Raw genomic sequence first — 24,016 nt, forward strand, 5'->3', positions numbered from 1 at the left:
ATGATGTGTACCCATAAAACTGGACACAATATTTAATTAATTCGTTGTAGTGGATGCTAACCTATACTTTGTAGGTGGCATCCATTTTGTTTTTGATTGAATTCTTTCGTTATTGTAATAATCTATATACTCCTCTATTGCTCTCGAAAATTCGTCAAAAGAGCGATAGCTCTTTTCATAACCATAATACATTTCATTTTTTAGCCTTCCAAAGAATGTCTCCATAATGGAGTTATCATAGCAATTCCCTTTTCTTGACATGGATTGCTTTATCCCATGTTTTTTAAGCTCATTGACATAATATTTATGTTGGTATTGCCAACCTTGATCTGAATGTAGTATTAAGTTCTTTAGTTTTGGAAATTTTCTAAATGCTCTTCTTAACATAGTAGATATTTGTTTTAAATTAGGACTTAAGGATAAGTCGTAGGAGATAATCTCATTGGTATACATATCAAGTATTGGAGAGATGTAGCATTTACCCCAAGAAAATTTAAATTCAGAGACATCCGTGGTCCATTTTTGTAAAGGTCTATCTGCTTTGAAGTCTCTATTGATTAGATTATCTGCTACTTTACCTATTTTCCCCTGATAGGAGTGGTATTTTTCTTTAGAGCCCTTTCCAAAAAGTTTTCGTTCGTGCATAATCCTTTGTACTTTTTTATGGTTTATGACATAGCCTTGATTTATTAACTCCATATAGACTCTTCGCACTCCATATCTTCCTTTGTGTAGGTGAAAGATTTGGGCTATTTTATCTGCAATCGGACGATTCTTAACTTTTATTTTATCCACTTTATTTAGTTCAAAGTAGTATGTTGACCTCGGCAAATCAATGGCTCTTAAAAGATCCTTTAGTCTGTATCCTTTTTCTTTGAGTTCTTTGACAATCGCTGCTTTTTCGCCTTGAGTTGCGCAGCGTAACGTTCTTCTCTCAAGGCGATCTCTTTTTTTATTATTTCATTCTCAGCCTTCATATATTCATTTTCTGCTCTAAGTCTTATGAGTTCTTCTCTTTCGGATTCATTCAGTTCTTTTGGTTTATGGATATTTTTCTTTTTCATGGTTGTATTTTTAGATTTACGGCCTTTCTTTTTATTCACAAGACCATTATATCCATCCTTTTTATACTTGTTAAGCCATGAATAAAGTTGTCCTTCATTTATTCCATTTTCGATTGCAGTTGCCTTTATTGAATTTCCAGCCAGCACTTTCGACACCATTTCTAATTTTTCATCTGGTGTCCAGTGGATATTATTTCCATGGTTTAAAATTTCTGGGCCATGAAGTTCTTCTAATCTAAACCATTTTCTAATGGAAGCATGAAGGTTTTCTTCTTTGGTCCCATCAGGTGTATCAGGCCATTTCCCTTGCCTATACAACTGTATGCACTCTTTTTTGAATTCATAGCNTTCTGGGCCATGAAGTTCTTCTAATCTAAACCATTTTCTAATGGAAGCATGAAGGTTTTCTTCTTTGGTCCCATCAGGTGTATCAGGCCATTTCCCTTGCCTATACAACTGTATGCACTCTTTTTTGAATTCATAGCTATATTTCACAAAAATACCCTCCTTACTGGTTTGTCCAGTAAAGAGGGTACATATCAAAATGGGTTGATTTTATTTCTTCTCTTTCCTCTCTTCTTGCCCTTGAAAAAACATTAGACTAAAACTCAAAGACAAAAGTAGACAAGAAATCCAAATGGTCTTCATTCCAAAATAGGGAATTAGGGAAGACCCCAGGGCCGCTCCCAGAGCAAAAGAAAAAATGACTGCAAAATACCGCCAAGCCAAGACTCCTTTTCTTGGCTTACCCTTTAAAATAAAGTGGCATAGGGCTTCCATGCCACTGCGTAAATTTCCGATACACATGGTGGAGGCATAGTTCGCTCCCTTAATTTTACGAAAAGCCTGGACCTGCATGGCACAGGAAAAGGACACTAGGGCATTGGCCAAGAGGTTTAACTCAGCTGGTAAAAATCCCACAATAAATAAAAGAACCATTTCCACAACTAGAACTCTTTGCCGCCAATGGACTCTTTGGTCCTCCTTGTGCTGGGTGTGGATCAACTCACTTATGGCCACCCCCAGGGCAAAAAAGATTAGGGGAACCAAGTATTCCAAGACGATGGGCCAGTTTTTTTCCATAAGGTTGACGCTCAAAAGGACAATATTTCCTGTTTGGGCGTTGGCAAAGACATGGTCCCGGGCCAAATAGGTATAGACATCTTGGAGACCCCCAGATAGGGACAGGAAAATCGCCGTAACAAAGGCCTCGGACATCTGCCCATCAAAGGAGGTTTTTTTCTTCCAAGTCACAATTAGCCCTTCATGGGAAGGTAGGGAGCAATATTTCGTGCCAATTTTTGAATAGGCATGGATTGGACAAGAACCTTACCAGGACCTTCCACTACCGTATTAAAAAGTCCCTCTCCACCAAAGAGGATGTTCTTCATCCCTTCCACTTGTTCTATGGACATTTCACAAGTAGAATCCATCATAGCCAAGCTCCCTGTGTCCATGACAAGTTTTTCTCCCACATTTAAAATATATTCTTGACAGTGGCCATCAATTTCTAAAAAGACCTTTCCTGGTCCAGTAATTTTTTGCATGATAAAACCTTCCCCACCAAAGAGACCCGTTCCCAATTTTTTTCTAAAATAAATGGACAAGTCCACCCCTTGGTCGGCACATAAGAAGGCCTTTTTTTGGGCAATAATACTTTGTCCCTCTGCCAGGTCAAAGGCATAGATAGACCCGGGGAAATCTGATGCAAAGACAATCTCAGAAGGACTTTTCGCCTTGTAGGAGCTTAAAAATAAGCTTTCGCCGGAAAACATCCGCCCCAACATTTTTCCCACTCCGCCCCCGGAAATAGTTTCGGTTTTAATGTCTCCCTTCATCCAGGCTCGACCTCCAGCCTGGCTTATTAGTCCTTCTCCTTCTTCTAATTCAAAACGGACAACGGGTAAGTTATCTCCTTCAATATAATATTTCATAGACTCCTCCTTTACTGATTTTTATTTTATTATACCATGGGATTCTTTCTTTAAAAACTTTTGCTAGACAAATTTAATCATCTTCCGCAAGGGGAAAAGAATCCAAGGCTCCATAAGCCTCCACGACCCTGGCTGCATAGCTTGTGGCAAAAGCCATGGCCTTTTTGATGTCCTTCTTTTCCAAATACTTTTTGACAAAGGCTCCGATATAGGCATCTCCCGCCCCTGTTGTGTCCACGGCCTTGACCTTGTGGGCCTCTTGGTAAAAGCTTCCGTCGGCATGAACCAAAAGAGATCCCCGACTCCCCAGGGTCACCAGGACCTGGCCCACCCCCTTATTTAAAAGCTCTCGAGCAGCTTCCTCCACTTGATCGGAAGGAACCTTCCTCCCAAGGAGGTCGGATAGCTCTCCTTCATTGGGGATTAAAAAATCTACATAGGTCAGGTATTTTTGATCAAAATCCACTACTGCTGGAGCCGGATTTAAAAAGGTCAATACCCCTTTTTTCTTAGCTACTTCCAAGGCCCTATAAACTAAATTCAAAGGCAGCTCCAATTGTAGAACCAGGGCTTGGACCCCCTCTAAGGCCTGGTCCAAACCTTCTAAATCTTCCAGGGTCATGGCAAAATCCGCTCCCGGATAAACCACAATCGTATTTTCTCCATCTTCTTGGATGTAGATTGAAGCCCTACCTGTGGGACAGTCTTTTTTCATTAAATAGCGGATGTCCACTCCGTCTTCTTCCAGGGCCTTCTCTAGCAGGGTCCCATTTTCATCCCTACCCACAGCGCCAAAAACGCCTACATGGCCACCACAACGACAAATGGCCACAGCTTGGTTTTGTCCTTTTCCTCCTCGGGATAGGTAGGCTTCCTTGGCCAAGACTGTTTGCCCCGGCTTGGGAAAGGCCTCCAAGATATAATTTTGATCCATGTGTAGACTAGCCAATACTAAAATCTTCATTGATTCCCTCCTTGGTCCGACTTCCTGGACATGGCCTCTACTAGATAGTCCAAGATTTCTTTTTCTTTTAGCTTATAATAAATCCTTAAGGTCTTGGCTCCCTGATCTTTTCTTCTAAGGAGCTGTCCCCGGCTTTCCTCCTGGCAAGACACCCTAAAGGCTAGTCTTTCATAAGAAAAAAGATCTGGTCTTTCATAGACCAAGAGGGTCATGGGATCATTGATATAGCATCCCTCAATCCCTTCTTCCCTGGCATAGGCCTCCATGTAAAGCCTGGTAATCGACTCTAAGAAGTTCCCCATGGCCGGATTGGCCCTAGCAATTTTAGCAATCTCCCTCTTAGAAAAAATACATTGGCTTGTCAGGTCCAGAGGGACCAGGTCCAAGTCCCCTGGAAAATTCCTTAGCACTTCATCTGCAGCCTCCGGGTCTACATAAAAGTTAAATTCCGCCAGATCGCTGGTATTTCCCTTGACCTGATAGGCTCCTCCCATAATGATGAGCCGGCTTCCTTCAAAGGCTTGTGGATTTTTCCTCAGAGCCAGGGCAAGATTGGTCAGGGGCCCCAGGGCAAAGATACACAAGTCCTCCTCTTCTTGGGCAGACCGAATTAAAAAGTCCACCGCTTCTCCCGATACAGGATAGTCCTCATAGGGCAAGTTACTTTCTCCCAAACCATCTTGACCATGAATTTCCCCTGCTGTTTCTAAGGGCCTTGTTATGGGACCCGGGCTCCCTAAATAGATAGGAAGTTTTCTCCCTAAAAACTTAGCCAGGCGAAAGACATTGGTCTTGGCTGTTTCCAAGTGAACATTTCCCGCCACTAGGCTTAATCCCAAAATAGGATAAGCCTCTTGCCGAGCCAGGACTAGGGCAATGGCATCGTCCACTCCAGGATCTGTATCAATAATAAATTTTGTCATCAGGGCCTCCTTTTCTCTATCTATTATAGCTAAAATTTTTCGTCCTTGGGGTTTTTCTCTAGGATAAAGATAAATAATTTGATAAAATAAGGAACAAAGAGAGAGAGGAAACTATGTATATTTTAAAAAACATCAAACTTCCCTACCAGGCGTCCAACCAGGACCTCCAAAGGGAAGTAGACCGTCTATTAAGGGGTAAGGATGTCCCCTTTGAACTTTATAAAAAATCTTTAGATGCCCGCAAGGGGGTCTTTTATGTCTACCAAGTCCTAGTAAAAAAAGACCTAAATAAGAAAACCCTCCGGTCTTTGAAAAACCGCATCCAGGCCTACCAGCCCCAAGACCTGGTCTTAGAAAATAAGACCAGGATTAAAAAAGTCGTCATTGTAGGCACAGGTCCCGCCGGACTTTTTGCAGGTTACATCCTAAGCCAGGCCGGAGTCCAAGTCCATCTTATTGACCAGGGAGAAAAAATCCAAGACCGGGTCCGGTCTGTCCAAGCCATGATGGACCATGGAAGTCTCAACCCCCAATCCAATATCCAATTTGGCGAGGGCGGGGCTGGAACTTTTTCCGACGGCAAACTCACCAGCCGGTCCAAGGATAAAAGGTCTCGAGAGGTATTTAAAATTTTTGTTGAAAACGGAGCCCCGGAAGACATTCTCTATGAGCAAATGCCCCATATCGGCACCGATATCTTACGGGCTGTCATTGTTCGGATGCGAAAAAAAATTGAAAGTCTTGGAGGGACCTTTCACTTCCAAGAAAAATTTACCGACCTGGTCCTTGAAGATGGGAAAATCCAAGCCATCAAAACTGATAAGGCTAATTACCAGGCCGACCATTATATCCTGGCCCTGGGAAATTCCGCCCGAGACACTTTTTCTCTCCTGGACAACTACATCAGCCTGGAACAAAAGCCCTTTGCTGTGGGCTTTCGTATTGAGCACTTGCGTCAAGATATCAACCTGGCCCAATACAAGATCCAAGACCCCCTTCTTCCCCAAGCTTCCTACCAGCTCAATTATTTTAACCGAGAAAAAAACCTATCTGTCTACAGCTTTTGTATGTGTCCAGGAGGTTATGTCGTTCCGGCCTCCAGTGAAGAAAACCGTCTTTGCGTCAACGGCATGAGCTACCATGACCGGATGGCCACAAACTCCAACTCAGCCATCGTCATGGCCATTGATCAAGAGTTTTTTGGACCTGGTGCCTTGGCCGGCTTGGACTTCCAAAGAAAAATCGAAGAAAAAGCCTACCAACTAGGTGGTGGTCAGTTTACTGCCCCTGTTCAGCGCCTAGAGGACTTCTTCCTGGGTCGCCCCAGCCAGTCTTTTGGAAAAATCCAAGCTAGCTACCAACCCCAAACCCACTTTGCTGATCTCAACCTGGTCTATCCCGAAAAAATCAATGAGGGAATTAAGGAGGCCCTTTTAGCCTTTGACAAAAAATTAAAAGGCTTCGCCCATCCTGATGCCCTTTTAACTGGAGTGGAAACCAGGACCTCTTCTCCAGTCCGCCTCCTAAGGAAGGACTACCATAGCCTTGAATTTGATAATCTCCACCCCATTGGAGAAGGGGCTGGCTATGCCGGTGGAATTGTCTCCTCGGCCCTGGACGGTTTAAAGTGCGCCCTTCAACTTTTGGCTTGTCAAGACTCCCAGGATAAAAAAGACTAGTCCCTTACTTTATGTGGATTTATATGCAAATGACCCCTCCTTGGGGTCATTTTTCTTATTTTATAAATCCGCAAAACCAAACCGCCCTATCCTGGTCAAGGACCCTATGCCTGATTCCCTTTTTGATAAAAAGAAAGTCTCCTTCTTCCATCTCGACCAAGTCATTACTTGTTTCTATGGATGCCTTTCCCTTCATCAAGACCACAAACTCATCCTGGTCTTGAACCATAAAGTCTGTTGTCTGGTTCAGGGACATTGTCCGAAGAACTCTAAGGGCCTCATCCTCATAAATATCTTGGTTCACTTCCTCCTCTTGAGAAAATGTAAGATTTTTTAAAAGCTTAAAAATTTTCATCTTACCCCCCCCTGTGATAAATTACCTTTACATAAACTAGCTAAAAACTTTTGTGGGGAGTGAAAGTAGACCTTATCTTTCCTCTTTTCCCAGAAGGTCCTTGTAATAAGTCAAATCTTGAACCGTCTCCAGGACTCCCTTATACTCTCCCTCCTCATTCCTCACTGCATAATAAGAAATGGCCATGATTTTTTCTCCCATTTTTTTCATCAACTTAAAAGAGTCTTTTTCCCCATCTTTAAAGTCTTGAATGATCCCCCTTACCATGGGTTCAATTTGAGGGGGATGGCAGGAGTAAACAGGTCTGCCCAGGGAGCTTGTAGGCCTCTTAAAGACTTTCGCCTCCTTGGGATTGTTGTAGTAGGCATTTAGGTCATTTTCATCCACAAAGGTCAACTCAATCTCCAGGGTGTCCAAAAGAGCTTCCAACTGGTCCAATCTTAACTTCCCCTTTTTAAAGTGGATATAGCCATCTTCCGTTCCCTTGCTGGAACCTGTCCTTCTTTCCTCATAGGCAACCAAGTTGTGGTCGTAGTCTTTAAGATCTTGATAGACCAAGTCCAGGTCATCCCCTGTAAGATTTTCCTTCACTAGAGGGTAGAGGATATTTTCTTCTTTATAGGTCATTTCATCTGCCCGCTGTAAGGCTTCCTGCCAGAGCTTCTCATTCTTTTCCTTCTGAGCTCTTTTTAAACTTTTAATAATTTCTACATCCACAGCCCACATCACATCCGAAGGACCCGGTTTGTTGTATTTTACTTTTAAGAGAGGGTAGATCAAGTCCCCCTTTTTCTTATAATGAGAGGTTATTTTTCCCAAGTCCAAAGTAAAATCGTCCCTTGACCTGGCAGCTTCCACAAGGTCCTTAATCTTATCATTCTCCTGATTCATGTATGATAGAAAGGCTTGGCCTTCATACTTGTCCTTTTTATTTTCATTTTCCGTCATTCCGTGAAAAAGGGCAGAATGAATGTCACAAAGCTTTCTCACCTGCTCCTTCTCCGCCCCAGAATTCAACAAGTCTTCTTCCACATCCATAATTTCAGAGGAAGAAACCCCCTTAAAATTTTTGACAAAATCCTCCCGAACCCCTTCCAGGTCTTCCCCTTGGGACAGCCTTTCAATATAGGATTTTATCAGGTCCTTCCTCTTTTGAGCTTCCGGTGTTTGAGAGGAGTCATAGACTTCATAACCCTCTTTTTCTAATTTTTCCACCAGGCCTTCAATGCCCATCATCCTTGCCCCACGCTTTATTGAAATTTTCTTAGCCATGGTTTGAACCATGATGGGGTTGTCCAGTCCCTTAAAGCCCAGGTCAATTAAGGTCTCTTTTAATTTTGGATTATCTTTGACAAGGTCATACACAGGTCTACTTATATCAATTTTCATAATTTACCTCCTTCTTATCTTCTAAACTTATTATAAGGCATTCGATAATAACAATCAGTAATATTTGTTACTCTTTTTATAAAAATCTTTAAAATTTTTCCAACATAAAAAAATAACCGGTTCCTCCTGAACCGGCTACTTTCACCTAGTCTCTAGACTGTTTTTCAAATTTTAATGTCCTGGGGCAAAGATTATTTCCTGCCGGTCACTATTAATTTCTGCTATACGGACCATAGAGTAGACTTTTACGCCAGCATCATCCAGTCGTTTTCGTCCCTTTTGAAAGGATTTTTCTACACAAATTCCCAGTCCCACCACTTGGGCTCCTGCCTGGTCCACCAAGTCCATTAGCCCCAAGGCTGCCTCTCCATTGGCTAAAAAGTCATCAATAATCAAGACTCGATCGTCCTCTTGCAGGTACTGTTTGGATACCACAACATTGGATGTGGTCCCCTTGGTATAGGAATAGACCTTTGTTTCATAAACCTGGTCTTTTTGTAGGGTTGCAGCCTTGGCTTTTTTTGCAAAGAGCATGGGAACATCAAATTGGGCTGCCACCATAATAGCTGGGGCTATCCCCGATGCTTCAATGGTTAAAACCTTGGTAATTTTTTCATCCTTATAGTATTCATAAATTTCTTGGACAATTTCTCGCATGACTTTCGGGTCAATTTGTTGGTTTAAAAAGGAATCAATTTTTAAGACATTGTTGGGAAAAATAACTCCATCCTTAAGAATTCTTTCTTCTAAATAAGACATAGTCACCTCTTACACAGGTTTATTTACAATATAATTACTTATTTCCACCAGTTGGTCCAGGGCCCGGAAGGCGTGATAAACCGCCGCCCGAATTTTAAATTCTTCATGGGTCTTGGGTAGGTCTAAAACTTCTATATGGTCTTTCAAATAGTTCATCCGTCTTTTCACTTCCATCATGGCCCCCTTCTCTGTCAGCTGGGTGGAGGTAGTCCGGAGCATCTCCGACATGTGGATCCCTTCTACATAGGAGGGAGGAATGCTAGCCAAATCTTCATAAATGATCTTTAATAGGTTGGCTTCTCTTTCTCTTAAATGAAGGTCATAGAGTTGCATAGAAGAATCTTGAATCATATTTTCATCCTCTATCACGGCTAGACGAATGGCTTCTTCTAGGTCTTGGTCCAGGTCTTTAAACAGGTCGGTATAAAGTTGAACGTCTAAGTCCTCTGTTAGGGCCCGGGAGAAAAGATTCAGAATGTCTTTCATCTTTTCATCCACTTGGCCTATTAATTCTTCTAACTTTTTTTGCTTGCTAGGAGCATAAAAATTCGTAGCCATAGCAAAACCTGTTCCTATAAAGACCAGGGCCATTTCATTCAGGATAATGGAAGGAGTCACTGTTCCAAAGGCCATCAGGTGGGTCACCAAAACACTGGAGGGCCCCAAGCCCAATTCTACCTTGAGAAAAAAGGACAAGGGGACAAAAAGCAAAAGATAGAGACCAAAAACCCAGGTATTATAGCCAAAACTTTCGAAACATAAGCTTCCAATGGCTAAAGCTAAAATAGCGGAAAGGGTTCTTTTCAATCCCCCCTCTACGGTAGCCCACCTGGTTTCAAAGACATTTAAAATTGCAATAATTCCAGCTGCAGCTGCATAGTCCAAGCCTAATTCTTCAGCAATTAGGATTGAAAAAAGTGACGCAAAGGCTGTTTTTAACGTTCGAACCATAACCGTTTTGCTCATTGCCGTGTCCATTCTCCTTTTTCTTTTTAATTATTATATCACAAGACCATTCTTCTGGGGAATTTATAAAAAATCATGGTATAATAAGAAAAAGCTTGAACTAACTAAAGGAGGATTTCATGAAAAAATTAGGTTTTGGCCTTATGCGGCTGCCCGTTCTTGACAATAAAACAGACCAAATTGACATCAAGGCCCTGGAGGCTATGGTGGATGCCTTTTTGGACCAAGGCTTCAGCTACTTTGATACCGCTTGGTTCTACCACAAAGAACAATCTGAGTTGGCCATTGGCAAAGCCTTGGTGGACCGCCATCCTAGAGACTCCTATGTCTTGGCTGACAAGATGCCCATTGCCCTGCTGAATCCTGGAAAGAAATCTCCAGAAGAGCTTCGCCAAGACTTAGAATCCTACTTCAACCGTCAGTTGGAAAAAACTGGAGCTAGCTATTTTGACTACTACCTCCTCCATTCCTTAGACCGGAAAAAATTTGATGTGGCCAAAACCTACAAGGCCTATGAATTTATCCAAGAAAAAAAAGACCAGGGCCTGATTAAGCAGATTGGTTTTTCCTTCCACGATACCGTAGATGCCCTAGAAGAAATGCTCAAGGCCTACCCAGCTATGGACTTTGTCCAACTGCAAATCAACTACCTGGATTGGACCCATGAAAGCATTCAATCCCAAAAAATTTACCAAATGGCCCGAGCCTATGACAAAGAAATCATCATCATGGAACCAGTAAAGGGTGGAACCCTCTCCCATCTTCCTCAGTCCATGACCAAAAAGTTACAAGCAAAAGACCCTCATGCTTCAACCGCCTCTTGGGCCATTCGCTTTGCAGCCAGTTTAGATGGGGTCTTTATGGTCCTGTCCGGCATGTCCAACTTGGACCAATTAAAAGATAATATGGCCACCATGAAAAACTTCCAACCCCTGTCTCAGGAAGACCAGGACTTTTTAATCCAAGAAGCCAACCATCTCAAGGAAGCAAGCTTAATTGGCTGTACTGAATGTGAATACTGTCTTAATGAGTGTCCTAAAAAAATTCCCATCCCAACCTATTTCAGTCTCTACAACCGAGACCACCTGGACCTGGGACTGGATCCTAAAAAGAAATATCAATCCACCAAGCAAAACAACTCCAGTCCCCAGGACTGTATTGCTTGTGGTGCCTGTGAAAAGATTTGTCCTCAACATTTAGAGATTATTGACCTCTTAAAGAAGGTGGACTCCTATTTTAAATAAGAAAAAACCGTGCTCTAGAAAGGTTAATTTTCTAGAGCACGGTTTTTTTATCCCTCTTCCAAACGGTTTAAATATAGTCCCAGATCAAAAGTAAATTTTCAGACTCTGAGTTACATATTATCCTTAACTCCAACAGCTACCATCCGAGCGCGGGCTCGAACTTGACCCTCTACTTCCATTTCCATCTGGATAATGGCCTTTCTGTCTCCCAAATCTTTCAATTTTGCCCTTACTTGAATTTCCTGGTCCATGGGCACAGGTTTTAAATAGTCCACTTCAAGTCGAGCCGTAATATAGCGACCAATAACCGTATCTTCTGTTAATTCCAAGCCCTTCTTATGGTGGTTAAACCAGGCAGCCGAAGCCGTCCCATGACAGTCAAAAATCGTCGCAATCATTCCACCAAAAAGCTTGTCCGGTACCCCACCGGTATATTGTTTTGGAACCTTAACCCGACAAAGGCAGGCCTCTCCATCTTGACTGGGATAGGAATGGAGATGGAGCCCCTCTTGGTTCTGTAGGCCACATCCCCAGCAGTGTTGAAATCGGTCTCCATAGCATTCTTGAATAGCAATTCTTTTCTTTTCTTCCATGCTTCTCTATCCTTTCTTCTATTTTAATCCTTCCATAAACTTTCTTTCCTTGATAAAATACCCCATTTATCCACTTTTATTCTTCAATCATCCAAGAATAAGTCATAGTAAATTTCAAGGATACTAGGCCTAAAAATGATTAAGAACTACAAAAAGCATTGGCTCCTAAAAAGACCAATGCTTTTCTTATGGTTTGAATCCTAGTCTCTTTTCTTTTTGGACCCATAGGCCAAAATCAAGCAGCCTGGTCCTGTATGGGCGGCAATGGTTAGGCTCATCTCATATACGTGGACCTTGGATATCCCCAGTTCTTCTATGGCTTCTTTCAAAGAAAGGGCCTCTTCTCTGGAGGAGGAATAGGAAACATAGACCTCATCATATATAGAGGAATCCATGTTTTCTTTCAAATTAGAAAGAAGGATCCGGACGGCTTTTTTCCGCCCCCGAACACTATTGGATAGGTAGAGCTTCCCTTCCTGGTCCATAGATAGGATAGGGACCACTCTTAGAGCTGTTCCAAAAATTGCCTTGGTCTTGGAAATTCGCCCTCCTCTTTCCAAGTGAAATAAATCGTCAATAATAAATTCTACCTTGGTATAGGGAATATTCTCTTCTAAATATGCAATGACTTGGTCCATGGTCTTGCCCTTGGCTTGTTGGCTCAAGGCCATATCCAAGACTAAACTTTGAATAGTGGCCGCAGACCGGCTATCCACAAGACCAATTTTTCGGTCCGGATAGGCCTTTTGTAAGTCATTAATAGCCAACCTGGCATTGGCATAGGAGGAAGATAGACCTGAAGAAAAAGCAATGTACAAAAAATCCTTTCCCTCTTTTAAAAGCTTTTCAAAAAAATCCTGGTAGTCTGAAGGGTTGGCTGCCACAGTTGTTGGTCTTTCCCCCTCTTTGATTTTTTGAAAAAAATCCTCCAGAGAAATTTGTTCTCGGTTTAGTCCATATTCAATATCGTTCATTACAGTATTTATAGGCACCAAGCTGACCTCCTTGGCCTTGATTTCTTCAGGAGAAAAGTCCAGGCAGGAGTCACTTACAATGTAATAATGGTTCATTTAATATCCCCTTTTTTTATTTGTCCCTTTATTATACTATAGCCAGCCTAGACAAAAAAGGTCTTAGTGGCAAACGGAAACAATATTTTGATATTTATTTTTATTTTACCAATCTGAAAATTTTTCTATGACTATGGACCTTTTTAGACCCCCAGGACAAAGCGTAAAAGAGCAAAAAATAAGAGGTGACCAGGATAAAAGGCGTAGTTGAACCACTTATTTTGCTTGCCCCTTTGTCCATTATAGGTTAGGACCAGACCAAATCCCAGAAAGGACCAAAGCTCCTTAAGAATAGACAAATAACCCAGGATAGACCCCCACCAGGGCCGGTCTCGAAAGAGATAAAAAAAGTAGGCCACCAAGATAGCGTGGTAGTCATAGTCCAAACTCAAGTACATGGATAGGACCCCCATACCTAAGAGAATTGGCAAGGAAGCAAGATACCAAAGAAATTTGGCCCGTCCCATCAACCTTCCCTTAAGCCAATCCACCATCCAAATCGTGGCCAAGGCCATGGCTAAAGAAAAGAAAATATTATTCCAATAGGGGTCAAAAAAGACCTTGGAGGTAAAAAGATCAAAAGGAACTTCTGAAATAAGCCCAAAAAGTAAAAGATTTTTCAAGTAGCCCTTACGAGAATGGGTTTGAAAAAAACCTTCCACTAGAAAGAAGAAAAAAATAGGAAAGGCAATCCGACCCAGGATGCTGAAAAAGTTGCTGAGATAAAGAAGAAACCCCTCTCCCTTTAAATAAGGCGTAATAACCGAATTATTCATATGGTCAATAAACATGGATGCAAAAGCCAGGTACTTTAGTTGAGCCCCATTTAAACACCGCCAAGGCCTAGTCACTTTAAGATTTTCCATATACTCCTCCTTAAATAATAATAGGCTTCTTATTTTACAAGATAATCATCCACATGTCTATAATGACCTATCCCAATGAAGCCGAGCAAAGCGAAGGCTGAATTGAGGAAGGTTCGCAGACAATTGCAGCCAAATTGAAAATTTGGGCAATTGGTTGTATAAGACCTACCCCCATGAGAGCCAAGCTCAAATCGTTGGTAGGTCATGTATCCAAACTTTACCTATATAGATATAATTTAATGCGTGGATTGCCTAACAGTTTTATAAGAATTTTGTATGCCTTCTTATTATAATTATTAAAAGGTATAGAAAGACGATGAAAATATCCTCTCCCCGTCTTTAGGTTTGTCTCTCGACTTAAATATTAAATTTGAAATATTCATAGTGCCACCTCCTCAAAGTAGGTATAAAAATAGCACCTACAAATGTAGATGCTAAAATCTATTAATTTATTATTATTTGTTTATTAACAAAGTTGACATATTTCTCAAAACTTTCATCTCCCGTGCCTTGAGAAATATGTCGCCTTTCAAGAACGAGCTTATTTTTTATATCCTCTATTCCATCTAAATGTTTATCATTTAGACTCCAACCCATCGCTATTAATACAATAATTTGAGGCACTATGGTCTGACATATTATCTGTATTTGTTTGTAATCTCCACAAATTAAAATATTTCATTTCTAATCTCCAGTAATCATGGTTATTTATTAATTATAGTATGAATACATCTATATTATTAACTCGATAAATTGTTTTACTATAAATTTTAGATAATTTTAATCGTACGTTTCCGTATATTTTCTAACTTTATCAAAAAATTCTGTAACTTCCACAGTATTTTTAAAACCTCTAATTAAATCTTTATACATTTGAATCTCTTGTGGATACATATCTCTAAACAAACCATTATACCCTGCATACAACTCTAGTGGAGACCAGCCTATTACATTATCTTCAAAAATAATATAAGTCCCCTTATTATCCATTATAAACAAAGGATGTTTTGAAAAACGAGGTTCATCCTCTCCCTCTACATAGAAAGCTCTATAAAATAAATATGCTTTATCTGATATCATATCTCTATGTGCAAATTTAGGACGCTGAGTATAGAATATCTTCACATTATAATAAGAGCCAGAATTATCGCTTTTTAAGTGCTTGTAATTGTAATCCCAACTTAAAACATCATATCTAAATTCACAATTATATATTTTAAAAAGAATGTTGCAAAATTCATCCGGATCAGTGCAGCTATCTACTTCTTTAATAATTTCAAGCTCATTAATATCAGGTTCTTCAAAATAACCATCAGCCTTTACTCCAAATGTATTTTCCATTTCCCCATTTGAATTTTCATCAGATTGAGTATCATCAGTTAAATTTTGTTCACTTGATGGAGTTTCGCCTGTAATCTCATCTTTTACATGCACTCCTATTCCTTGTAAATAGTCAGTTGTTAAGTATTCAAATTCAAGAAAAAAGCTCATGGCTTTAGTCCAACTGGAATATATGTCTTTATTTGGGTCATCTTCGATATAAGATCTTTCGCACATATATAAATCTAATGTAGATCAAGCTGTAATATATAGTTTTTCTTCACCATCTAATTCACTAATAGAATATTCATATTTGTCTTCTTCAACTAGATAAGAACCATATTTATCCATAATAAAAGTTGGAGTATCAGATGTTATAGGGCCTTGTCCATCATCAAATTCTTGAAAAAAAAGATATACAGTTGGTTTAGCCATTATATATTCACGCTTCTTATAATAAGCATCTATACCTGCGAGCACTTCCGTCTGCGAATCTTTAAAATAGAGTCTATCTTCTTTATTATCATATTCCAACTTCTCATATATAAATTTTGATTGATAAATATTGCTTAGAATGTCAGCTAACTTATCTGGGTCAGTACAACTTTCTATTTCCAAGATTTTAGAGTAAAGTCCATCATTTTCGTAATCGCCTACATATTTTGCTTCTGGGTTTTTCAATTTTGGAGATTTACTTGATGAACTCCCACAACCTGACAATAAAAATATTAGTATAAAAATCAAGCCTACTTCAAAAAACCTTTTCATTGCTTAACCTCCATCTTCTTATTTGCTAACTATATTATACTATATTTTCAAGATAATAGAAGTCCTCTATCCGCATAAACAGGCTCACTCATATCTTTTCTACACCTAATAGCTCTATCAAGAGCCATAATTATAACCTCTTCTCCAAGACTAAGATATCTTACTTTAAGCTTTGGCTCGCTTTTATAGTCTTTCCCCTATAAAATTTTTAACATTCTTAATAAGATAGGGAGCTCCTATCAATTAGAAAGCTCCCTAGTCCACCCTATCTGGATTTGTATAGATATTAAACCGGTTCCCTCGGGTAAAGCCCAGGAGGGTTACATTGTATTCTTTTGCCAGGTCCACTGCTAGGTTGGTTACTGCAGCCACAGATACAATGGCCGGTAACCCAATTTTTATGGCCTTGGACATAATTTCAGCTGAAATTCGACAAGAGGTCATCAAAATTTTATCCGACAAGTCAATTTTGTCCTTCAAAATTCTTCCGATAATCTTGTCTATACAATTATTTCTTCCTACGTCTTCTTCATAAATGATAAATTTTCCTTCATGAATCAGACCACAGGAATGGGCCGCTCCAGTATCTGCAAAAAGAGTGGACATTTTTTCAAAATCTAAAGATAGACGGCAGGTAAGGTCTCCTGGAATCCTCAGCTCATTGCTTTCCAGAACCTTTAGGCCATGGCCTTCTTTGGATTTCCCTTTTCTCTTTTCCAAAAGCTCTGGATCTATTTGAACATAGACAGCAGATTTTTCCTTGTTGATTTCTAGGTTTTCAATGTCCTCATAGCCTTCGATATAGCCCTGCAAATAGAGGTGGCCAATCATCAGGTATTGGATGGACTTGGGACTTGCGTAAAAATTGGCTACTTCTTGCCCATTTACAAAAAGTTTCAAGGGACATTCATTAATCACCTTGTCCAAAACTTCAGTCCTATTTCCCTCTTTCACCCGATGAATTTTTAGGGTGTAGCTTTCTTGAAAGGGATCTTTATTTTCTAGTGCCATTAATTGCTCCTTGGTGTTGATATTGGTAAAAATACTTAGGTCTGGGGAAAATTCTCTAGCCTTATCCAAACTAATATAGGCCGGATTACCTAGTTGTTTTATGAACCGAGTAATGGAATTTTCTCTTTTTTCTAGACTTTCTTCAATCCTATCTCTAAGTTTAACATTGTAAAAGCCATGGAAGGGCTCAAGCTGGTCTCCTTCTTTGCAAACTAGAGCATCCATTTCTCGCTTCAATTGACCCTTTAAAAAATCGATATAGGCCAGGTTTACAAAGGGCATATCACAGGCCAAGAGATAGGCAAAGTCGCTCTTACATAGGTGGAGGCCCGCATGGAGTCCCCCTAAAGGACCACGACCTTCAATTAAATCGAAGGTCGTGAGTACATTGGATTTATCTTTATACAATTGGGGGTTTTTCCCTACAACAATAATTTCTTCAAATGCAGGGCTCAATTCCCGAATGAGTCGGTCCATCAAGGGGCTCCCCTGAAAGTTCATGGTCTCCTTACTAAAGCCCATCCTCCGGCTCATACCCCCCGTGAGTATAATGGCTGTGGTTAATTTAAGCATAGGGCTCCTATCAACCACCCCAAGACATGCTCATATATTGGTCCATCCTCTTTTGGTACTGAGCCTTAAAGAGTTTGGCATGGCCATTTTCCCAACCAGCAAATTTAAGCAGGATTTCCTTTAATTTTTCATCTTCTACTTTTTCTGCCATATTGGTGTAGTATTGTTCAAAGTCTTCTTCAATCAAATAGGCCATTCTCAAAACATTCATATCTGGAATCATGGATTGCTCCAAGGCTGCATCCAATTTTTCTGATTCCTTTCTGGTTTTGAAGATGATGTCTTCTTCTTTTGGCATATCGATCTTGCCACTGACTTCACTTGTATCTTCGTATTCTTTTAAAAGTTTTTTCAAATATTCATAGTGGCTTAGTTCAATTTTCGCCAGTTTTTGTAAAATTTCTTCTGTCATTGGATTTTCAGTTTTTTCAGCATTTTCCTTGTAAAAATTATGACCTGAAAGTTCCATTTCCATTGCATAGCGTATGATGCTTGCAGGATTATACATTACATGCCCCCTTTATCTTGTTTAAAGAAACAGCAGCAACCTTGAGTTCTGGTATCTTAGCTATTGGGTCCAATACTGGATTGGTCAACCGATTTGCTGGCCCATCTACAAAATGGAAGGGCATAAAGATAACTCCCTGTTCAATTTTGTCTGTCACTCTAGCTGTCGTGTTGATACTTCCTCTTCTAGAGGATACTTCTACCAGTTCCCCATCTTCAATACCATAGCTGGCAGCTGTTTTGGGATTGATTTCCATATAGGAATGGGAAACGATTTGGTTAAGGCCTGGAACTTTTCCAGACATAGTCCTTGTATGGTAGTGGTATAGAATCCTTCCTGTTGTTAAAATAAGTGGATAGTCTTCATCAGGAAGTTCCTTACTTTCTTGATAATCTATAGGCATAAAGAGCCCTTTACCTCTAGCCATGACTTCTTTATGGAGATATTTTGTTCCTGGATGGTCCTTGTTTAGACAGGGCCATTGTAGACCTTCCCCTTCTAAACGATCATAGCTCATGCCTCCATAGGATGGTGTCACACTGGCAATTTCGTCCATGATGTCGGCTGGGCTATCATAGTGTTCTTCATGGCCCAGGAGATTGGACAGTTCCATGATGATTTGCCAGTCTGGTTTGACTTGGCCAAGAGGTTCAATGGCTTTGCGAATTCTAAGAACTCGCCGTTCAGTATTGGTAAAGGTTCCGTCTTTTTCTGCAAAGCTGGCTGCCGGTAAAACAACATCGGCATATTCAGCTGTTTCTGTTAAGAAGATATCTTGTACAACCAAGAAGTCCAGTTTTTCTAAGGCCCTCTTAGTATGGTTTTGGTCTGGGTCTGAAAGGATGGGGTTTTCTCCCATGATATACATGAAGTTAATTTCCCCTTCATCCACTGCATTTAAGATTTCTACAATGGTCTTGCCTTTTTCATCTGGAACTTGAGTTCCCCAGGCCTTGGACATTTTTTCTCTTACAGCAGGAATAAAGACCTTTTGATAACCTGTATAGTCTGTAGGTAAGGCTCCCATATCACAAGCTCCTTGGACGTTGTTTTGTCCACGAAGTGGGTTAACTCCTGAGGATTCCTTACCAATATGGCCTGTCATCATGGCCAGGTTGGAAGTAGACATAACACCACTTGTTCCGGTGGAGTGTTGGGTAACTCCCATGGAATAGTAAATGGCAGCCTTGTCTGCTTGCCCATAAATTCTTGCTGCCTTGACAATATCTTCTGCCTTGACGCCACAAATCTTGGCTGTATATTCTGGTGTATACTTCTTCAAGACTTCTTTTAATTGGTCAAAGCCTTCGGTTCTTTCATCGATATAGGCTTGGTCGTAGAGGCCTTCTTCTAGGATAACATGCATCATCCCATTCATGACGGCTACGTTTGTACCAGGTTTGATTTGCAGGTAGACATCTGCCATCTTGGCAAGTTGGATTTCTCTAGGGTCTGCCACCACTAGCTTAGCTCCACCTTCCCGAACCCGTTTTCTAATTTTTGTTCCAATAACTGGGTGAGTTTCTGTGGTGTTGGATCCGATGACAAAAAAGGCATCGGTGTTTTCAACCTCTCCAATGGAGTTGGTCATGGCTCCACTACCCAGGGTGTTGGCCAGTCCTGCAACAGTTGATGCGTGGCACAATCTTGCACAGTGGTCTACGTTATTGGTCTTAAAGACGGTCCGGATAAATTTTTGGAAAAGGTAGTTTTCTTCATTTGTCGTTCTTGCAGAAGAGAAACCGGCAAAGGCTTTAGGCCCATTTTCTTCCATATTTTCATGGAATTTTTTCTTGATTAGAGCATAGGCTTCATCCCAGCTTGCTTCTACAAATTTTCCATCTTTTTTAATAAGAGGAGTCTTTAAACGGTCGGGATTGTTGATAAACTTGTAGCCAAATTTTCCCTTGACACAAAGGAGTCCATCGTTGGGTACTGTCTTGGCTGGGATAACATCCACTACGTTGTTTCCCTTGATAACCAGGTCCATTTGACAGCCTACTCCACAATAAGAGCAAGTTGTTCTAACCTTTCTTGTTTCCCAATAGCGGAAGGCGGGATCTTTTTTCTTCATTTTTGGTTGAAGGGCTCCTGTAGGACAGGCTGATACACAGTTCCCACAAGATACACAGGCAGAGTTACCAAAGCCTCGATCAAAGGGAGCGCCAATAATACTATCAAATCCCCTCTTTTTAAAGCTGATGGCAAATTCACCCTGAAGTTCTTGGCAGGTCCGGACACAAAGTCCACATTTTATACATTTTCTAGAGTCGTATTGGAAGAAGGGACTTGTTAAGTCATAGCTAGGTTTTTGTACCTTTCCTTTATAGGTTCCCTCTTCTACTCCATATTCATAGCAGTAGTTTTGTAGCTTACACCTCCCAGACTTATTGCATTGGAGACATTCTTTGGGGTGGTTTGAATACAATAGGTCTAGAATTTGCTTTCTTTGCTTTAGAATTTTTTCCGTATGGGTGTGGACTCTCATTCCATCTTGGGCCTTGGTGGTACAGGATGTCACAGGTCCATTCATTCCTTCCACTTCAACAATGCATAGCCTGCATCCGCCATAGGGTTTTAAGCGTTCATCATAGCAAAGGGTCGGAATGTTTATATTATTTTCACGACATACTTCCAGTAGCGACTTGTCTCCATCCACCTGGTATGATTTGTCATTAATATAAATTTCCATAATTACTCCTTATTTAAACGTTCAAGTTTTTCTATAGCCCGGTCAAGCCCTGTAACTTGCCCCCATGTAGTTTCTACAAAACCATCTTTTTCCTTTTTATAGGGAGTTTCAGGATGGTCTAAATACATGAGTTCTGCCGTCATCCGTCCCTTTAGGCAAAGAGGACGACCATTATCTGGTTTATTGGCTTCAACTGCAATGTTTTTTCCATTTTTGGATATCACATCAAACTTGCATCCATATTCACAAACTTCACATTTTATGGTCTTTCTTTCCGTATCCCAATAACGTCCCTTTTTCATGGACCTTCGATCAATTAAGGCTCCCACAGGACAGACAGAAACACAGCGGTTACAGGATACACAGGTGGACTCATCAAAGTGTTTACCCCAGTCCATGGCAACCCTTGTTTGATAGCCCCTGTTAGACATGGTTAAAACTTGTCTTTCTTCAATTTGATTGCAAGTTCTTACACACTTGCTACAAAGGATACACTTTTGGTCGTCCTTTAAAATATAAGGACTTGTCGTGTCTTTTTCATACTCTCTTTTTTTACCCTTGTGGTCTCTAAAGACAGCATTGTATTCATAGGCATATTTTTGAAGCAAACACCGACCAGCCTTGTCACAAGTCAAGCAATCATTGGGGTGACTGTCTAGCAAGAGTTGTAAAAGTTGCTTTCGCATCTTGGCCAATCGGGGTGTTTTTGTCTCTACGACCATGCCTTCTTTAACCTTTACTGTACAAGCTGTATCAGGCTTTGGCATTCCCTCAATTTCCACCATACAGAGACGGCAAGAAGCGACAACTTCCAAGTTGGGGTCTGTACAGAGGGCCGGAATTTCTATTCCTACATTTTTTGCGGCCTCAAGAATACTAGAACCTTCTTGCGCTTTAATTTTCTTGCCATCAATTGTCAAATTAATTAAAGTCATGGCTTCCTCCTATCGTAAGACGACTGCCTTGGGTTTTAATGGGCATGCTTTCAAGCAGGTACCACACTTGATACACCTATTTTGATCAATAACGTGGCGTTCTTTTGCTTGTCCATTAATACAACCAACAGGACATTCCCTCTTACACTTGCCACAACCGATACAGTTTTCTTCGATAAAGTATTTTGTCAAGGCACTGCATTGGCCAGCTTCACAGTGGTTTTCTTCAATATGTTCCTTATATTCATCCATAAAATAGCGCATGGTTGAAAGAACAGGGTTGGCAGCTGTCTTTCCAAGACCACACAGGGCGGCATCGGTTAAGAGTTCTCCTAAGTTTTCCAATTCCTTGATATCTGACTTTTTGCCTTCTCCCTTGGTAATCCGATCTAGGATTTCATATAATCTTGTGGTTCCTTCCCGGCAGGGAGTACACTTACCACAGGACTCGTCAATTAAGAAGTCCATGTAGAATTTTGCCAAGTCTACAATACAAGTGTCTTCATCAACGACAATCATTCCTCCAGAGCCCATCATGGATCCTAGTTCTTTAAGAGTTTCATATTCTACGGGGGTATCTAAGTATTCTTTGGGGATACAACCACCTGAGGGTCCTCCTGTTTGGATGGCCTTTAATTCTTTTCCTCCCGGGATACCACCGCCAATATCATAGACGATTTCTCTAAAGGTCATCCCCATAGGTACTTCAATAAGTCCACCATGTTTGACCTTGCCTCCCAGGGAGAATACCTTGGTTCCTGGACTCTTTTCTGTTCCAATAGACCTAAACCACTTGGATCCCTTGAGCAAAATCGGACAAATATTAGCATAGGTTTCTACATTGTTAATTAGGGTTGGTTTGTTCCAAACCCCACTGTTGGCTGGGAAGGGTGGTTTGTTTCTTGGGATTCCCCTGTGGCCTTCGATGGATTCAATCAGGGCTGTTTCTTCCCCACATACAAAGGCTCCAGCACCCAATCTTAGGCTGATTTTAAAGTTAAAATCTGTTCCAAAAATATTTTTTCCTAAAAAGCCTTTTTCTTCGGCTTCTTTAATGGCGATGCTCAATCTTTTAACGGCAATGGGGTATTCTGCCCGAATATAGATAAATCCTTCATCCGCTCCTACAGCATAGGCTGCAATAGCCATGGCTTCTAAGACTGTATTGGGGTCTCCTTCCAGGATGGACCGGTCCATAAAGGCTCCTGGGTCTCCTTCGTCGGCGTTACAGACGACATACTTTTTATCGCCCTTGGCCATTTTAGTGAATTCCCATTTCTTTCCTGTAGGGAATCCTGCTCCCCCACGGCCTCTTAAGCCCGAATCGGAAACAATCTTGATAATTTCATCCGGTTCCATATGGAGGGCCTTTTCCAAGGCTTGATAGCCTCCTACAGCAATGTAGTCATCAATATTTTCAGGGTCAATCTTTCCACAGTTTCTTAAGGAAATCCGAACTTGACGATTGTAGAAGGTAACTTGGTCAACAGGCTTTAGCTTGCCATCGGGGGTATCTTCTTCTGCTTCTGAGAAAAGGAGTCTTTCAACAATCTTGCCATCTTTAAAGTGGCTTTCGATAATTTCATCTACATCATCCAAGCTAATACCACAATAAAAGATTCCTTGAGGATAAACCACCAAGTTGGGGCCTACTTCACATAGACCGAAACACCCGGTTTGGTTGACTTCAACCTTATCTTGAAGGCCATACTTTTCTATCCCCTCTTTGAGCCGGTCTCTTAATTCTAGGGAATCAGAAGCTTGACAGCCTGTCCCACTACAAATCATGGCATGGATTTTTCCATCTTTTCTAAGCCCTTCTTCTAAACCATAGTCATGTTGTTCTTGAAATCTTAGCTTAATTTCTTCGTAGCGATCTTCTTTTAATTGGTCCAATACCGTTTTATTCATGATCATTCTCCCTTATATTGTCGATGATTTCATGGACTTTTGCCGGAGTACACTTCCCGTAAATTTTTCCATTAATGGACATTACCGGGGCCAATCCACATGCTCCTACACAACGAGTTGTATCTAAAGAAAACATTCCGTCGTCAGTGACTTGTCCTCCTTCGATGCCAATGATACTTTGAAGTTCTTTCAAGACGTTTCCTGCTCCCTTGACATAGCAAGCAGTTCCCAAACAAAGTTGGATTTCATGCCGGCCCTTGGGTTGAAAAGAGAATTGATGGTAAAAGGTTGCTGCCCCATATAGGGTTGAGGCTGGAATATTGGTTCTTTTTGAAGTTTCGAAAAGAACTTCTTCTGGGATATAGCCAAACGTTTCCTGGATCTTTTGAAGGATTTTAATATTAATCCCTTTCTCTCCGCTGTCGATTAAATCATTTAGAAAAGTAAAGTAAGTATTGAGCTTTTCTTGGTCAAATTTTTCTTCTAACATAA

The 24,016-nt window shown here is 40.8% G+C and carries 23 protein-coding genes; 2 read left to right on the top strand and 21 right to left on the bottom strand.

From position 1 onward, the window contains the following. Positions 1-36 precede the first annotated feature (36 nt). From CS898_RS07590 to CS898_RS07615, 6 genes are all read right to left on the bottom strand, one after another. Entirely contained in the window at positions 37-891 is an 855-nt protein-coding gene (locus CS898_RS07590; RefSeq protein ID WP_141558234.1) for an IS3 family transposase, read from the bottom strand. Next, positions 855-1,223: a helix-turn-helix domain-containing protein gene (locus CS898_RS10250; protein ID WP_306345821.1), complete on the bottom strand. Its 369-nt coding sequence runs from the start codon at positions 1,221-1,223 to the stop codon at positions 855-857. Before CS898_RS10250 ends, CS898_RS07590 begins: the two co-directional genes overlap by 37 nt. Positions 1,224-1,619: 396 nt before the next feature. Continuing rightward, on the bottom strand, positions 1,620-2,318 hold the full coding sequence (locus CS898_RS07600; RefSeq protein WP_200807621.1) for a YoaK family protein: 699 nt from the start codon (positions 2,316-2,318) through the stop codon (positions 1,620-1,622). Between the two features lie 2 nt (positions 2,319-2,320). Then, complete coding sequence (locus CS898_RS07605) at positions 2,321-2,998, bottom strand: TIGR00266 family protein (RefSeq protein WP_099208723.1); 678 nt, start codon at positions 2,996-2,998, stop codon at positions 2,321-2,323. Between the two features lie 73 nt (positions 2,999-3,071). Then, positions 3,072-3,962, bottom strand: a complete 891-nt coding sequence (locus tag CS898_RS07610) for a ribokinase (protein WP_099208724.1) — start codon at positions 3,960-3,962, stop codon at positions 3,072-3,074. After that, positions 3,959-4,885: a nucleoside hydrolase gene (locus CS898_RS07615; protein WP_099208725.1), complete on the bottom strand. Its 927-nt coding sequence runs from the start codon at positions 4,883-4,885 to the stop codon at positions 3,959-3,961. Before CS898_RS07615 ends, CS898_RS07610 begins: the two co-directional genes overlap by 4 nt. Positions 4,886-4,998: 113 nt before the next feature. Here CS898_RS07615 and CS898_RS07620 point away from each other — a divergent pair, with 113 nt between their 5' ends. Continuing rightward, on the top strand, positions 4,999-6,564 hold the full coding sequence (locus tag CS898_RS07620) for an NAD(P)/FAD-dependent oxidoreductase (protein ID WP_099208726.1): 1,566 nt from the start codon (positions 4,999-5,001) through the stop codon (positions 6,562-6,564). Between the two features lie 55 nt (positions 6,565-6,619). Here CS898_RS07620 and CS898_RS07625 read toward each other — a convergent pair whose 3' ends face one another. From CS898_RS07625 to CS898_RS07640, 4 genes are all read right to left on the bottom strand, one after another. Next, the gene (locus tag CS898_RS07625; protein WP_099208727.1) at positions 6,620-6,919 is read right to left on the bottom strand and encodes a cupin domain-containing protein; all 300 of its coding nucleotides are present in this window, start codon (positions 6,917-6,919) and stop codon (positions 6,620-6,622) included. A 72-nt stretch (positions 6,920-6,991) separates the two neighbouring features. After that, positions 6,992-8,308, bottom strand: a complete 1,317-nt coding sequence (locus CS898_RS07630; RefSeq protein WP_099208728.1) for a DUF438 domain-containing protein — start codon at positions 8,306-8,308, stop codon at positions 6,992-6,994. Between the two features lie 171 nt (positions 8,309-8,479). Next, positions 8,480-9,067, bottom strand: coding sequence for a xanthine phosphoribosyltransferase (locus CS898_RS07635; RefSeq protein ID WP_099208729.1), 588 nt, complete (start codon positions 9,065-9,067; stop codon positions 8,480-8,482). Positions 9,068-9,076: 9 nt separating this feature from the next. Next, positions 9,077-10,033 carry an aromatic acid exporter family protein gene (locus tag CS898_RS07640; protein ID WP_099208730.1) on the bottom strand — a complete coding sequence of 319 codons (957 nt, stop codon included), beginning with the start codon at positions 10,031-10,033 and terminating at the stop codon, positions 9,077-9,079. 119 nt (positions 10,034-10,152) lie between these two features. Between CS898_RS07640 and CS898_RS07645 the strand changes: the two genes are divergently transcribed. Beyond that, a complete protein-coding gene (locus CS898_RS07645) occupies positions 10,153-11,277 on the top strand; it encodes an aldo/keto reductase (RefSeq protein ID WP_099208731.1) in 1,125 nt (374 codons plus the stop codon). A 110-nt stretch (positions 11,278-11,387) separates the two neighbouring features. Here CS898_RS07645 and CS898_RS07650 read toward each other — a convergent pair whose 3' ends face one another. From CS898_RS07650 to CS898_RS07705, 11 genes are all read right to left on the bottom strand, one after another. Beyond that, positions 11,388-11,870: a PaaI family thioesterase gene (locus CS898_RS07650; protein WP_099208732.1), complete on the bottom strand. Its 483-nt coding sequence runs from the start codon at positions 11,868-11,870 to the stop codon at positions 11,388-11,390. Positions 11,871-12,070: 200 nt separating this feature from the next. Continuing rightward, positions 12,071-12,940: a DegV family protein gene (locus tag CS898_RS07655; protein ID WP_099208733.1), complete on the bottom strand. Its 870-nt coding sequence runs from the start codon at positions 12,938-12,940 to the stop codon at positions 12,071-12,073. A gap of 143 nt (positions 12,941-13,083) precedes the next feature. Next, positions 13,084-13,806 (bottom strand): TraX family protein, encoded by a 723-nt coding sequence (locus CS898_RS07660; RefSeq protein ID WP_099208734.1) that lies wholly within the window; start codon positions 13,804-13,806, stop codon positions 13,084-13,086. A 780-nt stretch (positions 13,807-14,586) separates the two neighbouring features. After that, on the bottom strand, positions 14,587-15,297 hold the full coding sequence (locus CS898_RS07670; RefSeq protein WP_159459144.1) for a hypothetical protein: 711 nt from the start codon (positions 15,295-15,297) through the stop codon (positions 14,587-14,589). A gap of 84 nt (positions 15,298-15,381) precedes the next feature. After that, on the bottom strand, positions 15,382-15,894 hold the full coding sequence (locus CS898_RS07675) for a hypothetical protein (protein WP_099208737.1): 513 nt from the start codon (positions 15,892-15,894) through the stop codon (positions 15,382-15,384). Between the two features lie 255 nt (positions 15,895-16,149). Then, entirely contained in the window at positions 16,150-17,478 is a 1,329-nt protein-coding gene (fdhD, locus tag CS898_RS07680) for a formate dehydrogenase accessory sulfurtransferase FdhD (protein ID WP_099208738.1), read from the bottom strand. A gap of 10 nt (positions 17,479-17,488) precedes the next feature. Continuing rightward, a complete protein-coding gene (locus CS898_RS07685) occupies positions 17,489-17,986 on the bottom strand; it encodes a ferritin-like domain-containing protein (RefSeq protein WP_099208739.1) in 498 nt (165 codons plus the stop codon). After that, a complete protein-coding gene (fdhF, locus tag CS898_RS07690; RefSeq protein ID WP_268811199.1) occupies positions 17,979-20,681 on the bottom strand; it encodes a formate dehydrogenase subunit alpha in 2,703 nt (900 codons plus the stop codon). The genes CS898_RS07685 and fdhF overlap by 8 nt, the downstream gene beginning before the upstream one ends. Continuing rightward, complete coding sequence (locus tag CS898_RS07695) at positions 20,681-21,613, bottom strand: NADH-quinone oxidoreductase subunit G (RefSeq protein ID WP_009431002.1); 933 nt, start codon at positions 21,611-21,613, stop codon at positions 20,681-20,683. Before CS898_RS07695 ends, fdhF begins: the two co-directional genes overlap by 1 nt. 9 nt (positions 21,614-21,622) lie before the next feature. Then, the gene (gene nuoF / locus CS898_RS07700) at positions 21,623-23,524 is read right to left on the bottom strand and encodes an NADH-quinone oxidoreductase subunit NuoF (RefSeq protein WP_009431474.1); all 1,902 of its coding nucleotides are present in this window, start codon (positions 23,522-23,524) and stop codon (positions 21,623-21,625) included. Further along, a complete protein-coding gene (locus CS898_RS07705; protein ID WP_009431062.1) occupies positions 23,517-24,014 on the bottom strand; it encodes an NADH-quinone oxidoreductase subunit NuoE family protein in 498 nt (165 codons plus the stop codon). Before CS898_RS07705 ends, nuoF begins: the two co-directional genes overlap by 8 nt. Positions 24,015-24,016: the final 2 nt, after the last annotated feature.

Origin of the sequence: Urinicoccus timonensis, from assembly GCF_900232945.1 — a bacterium.
GTDB classification, from domain to species: domain Bacteria; phylum Bacillota; class Clostridia; order Tissierellales; family Peptoniphilaceae; genus Urinicoccus; species Urinicoccus timonensis.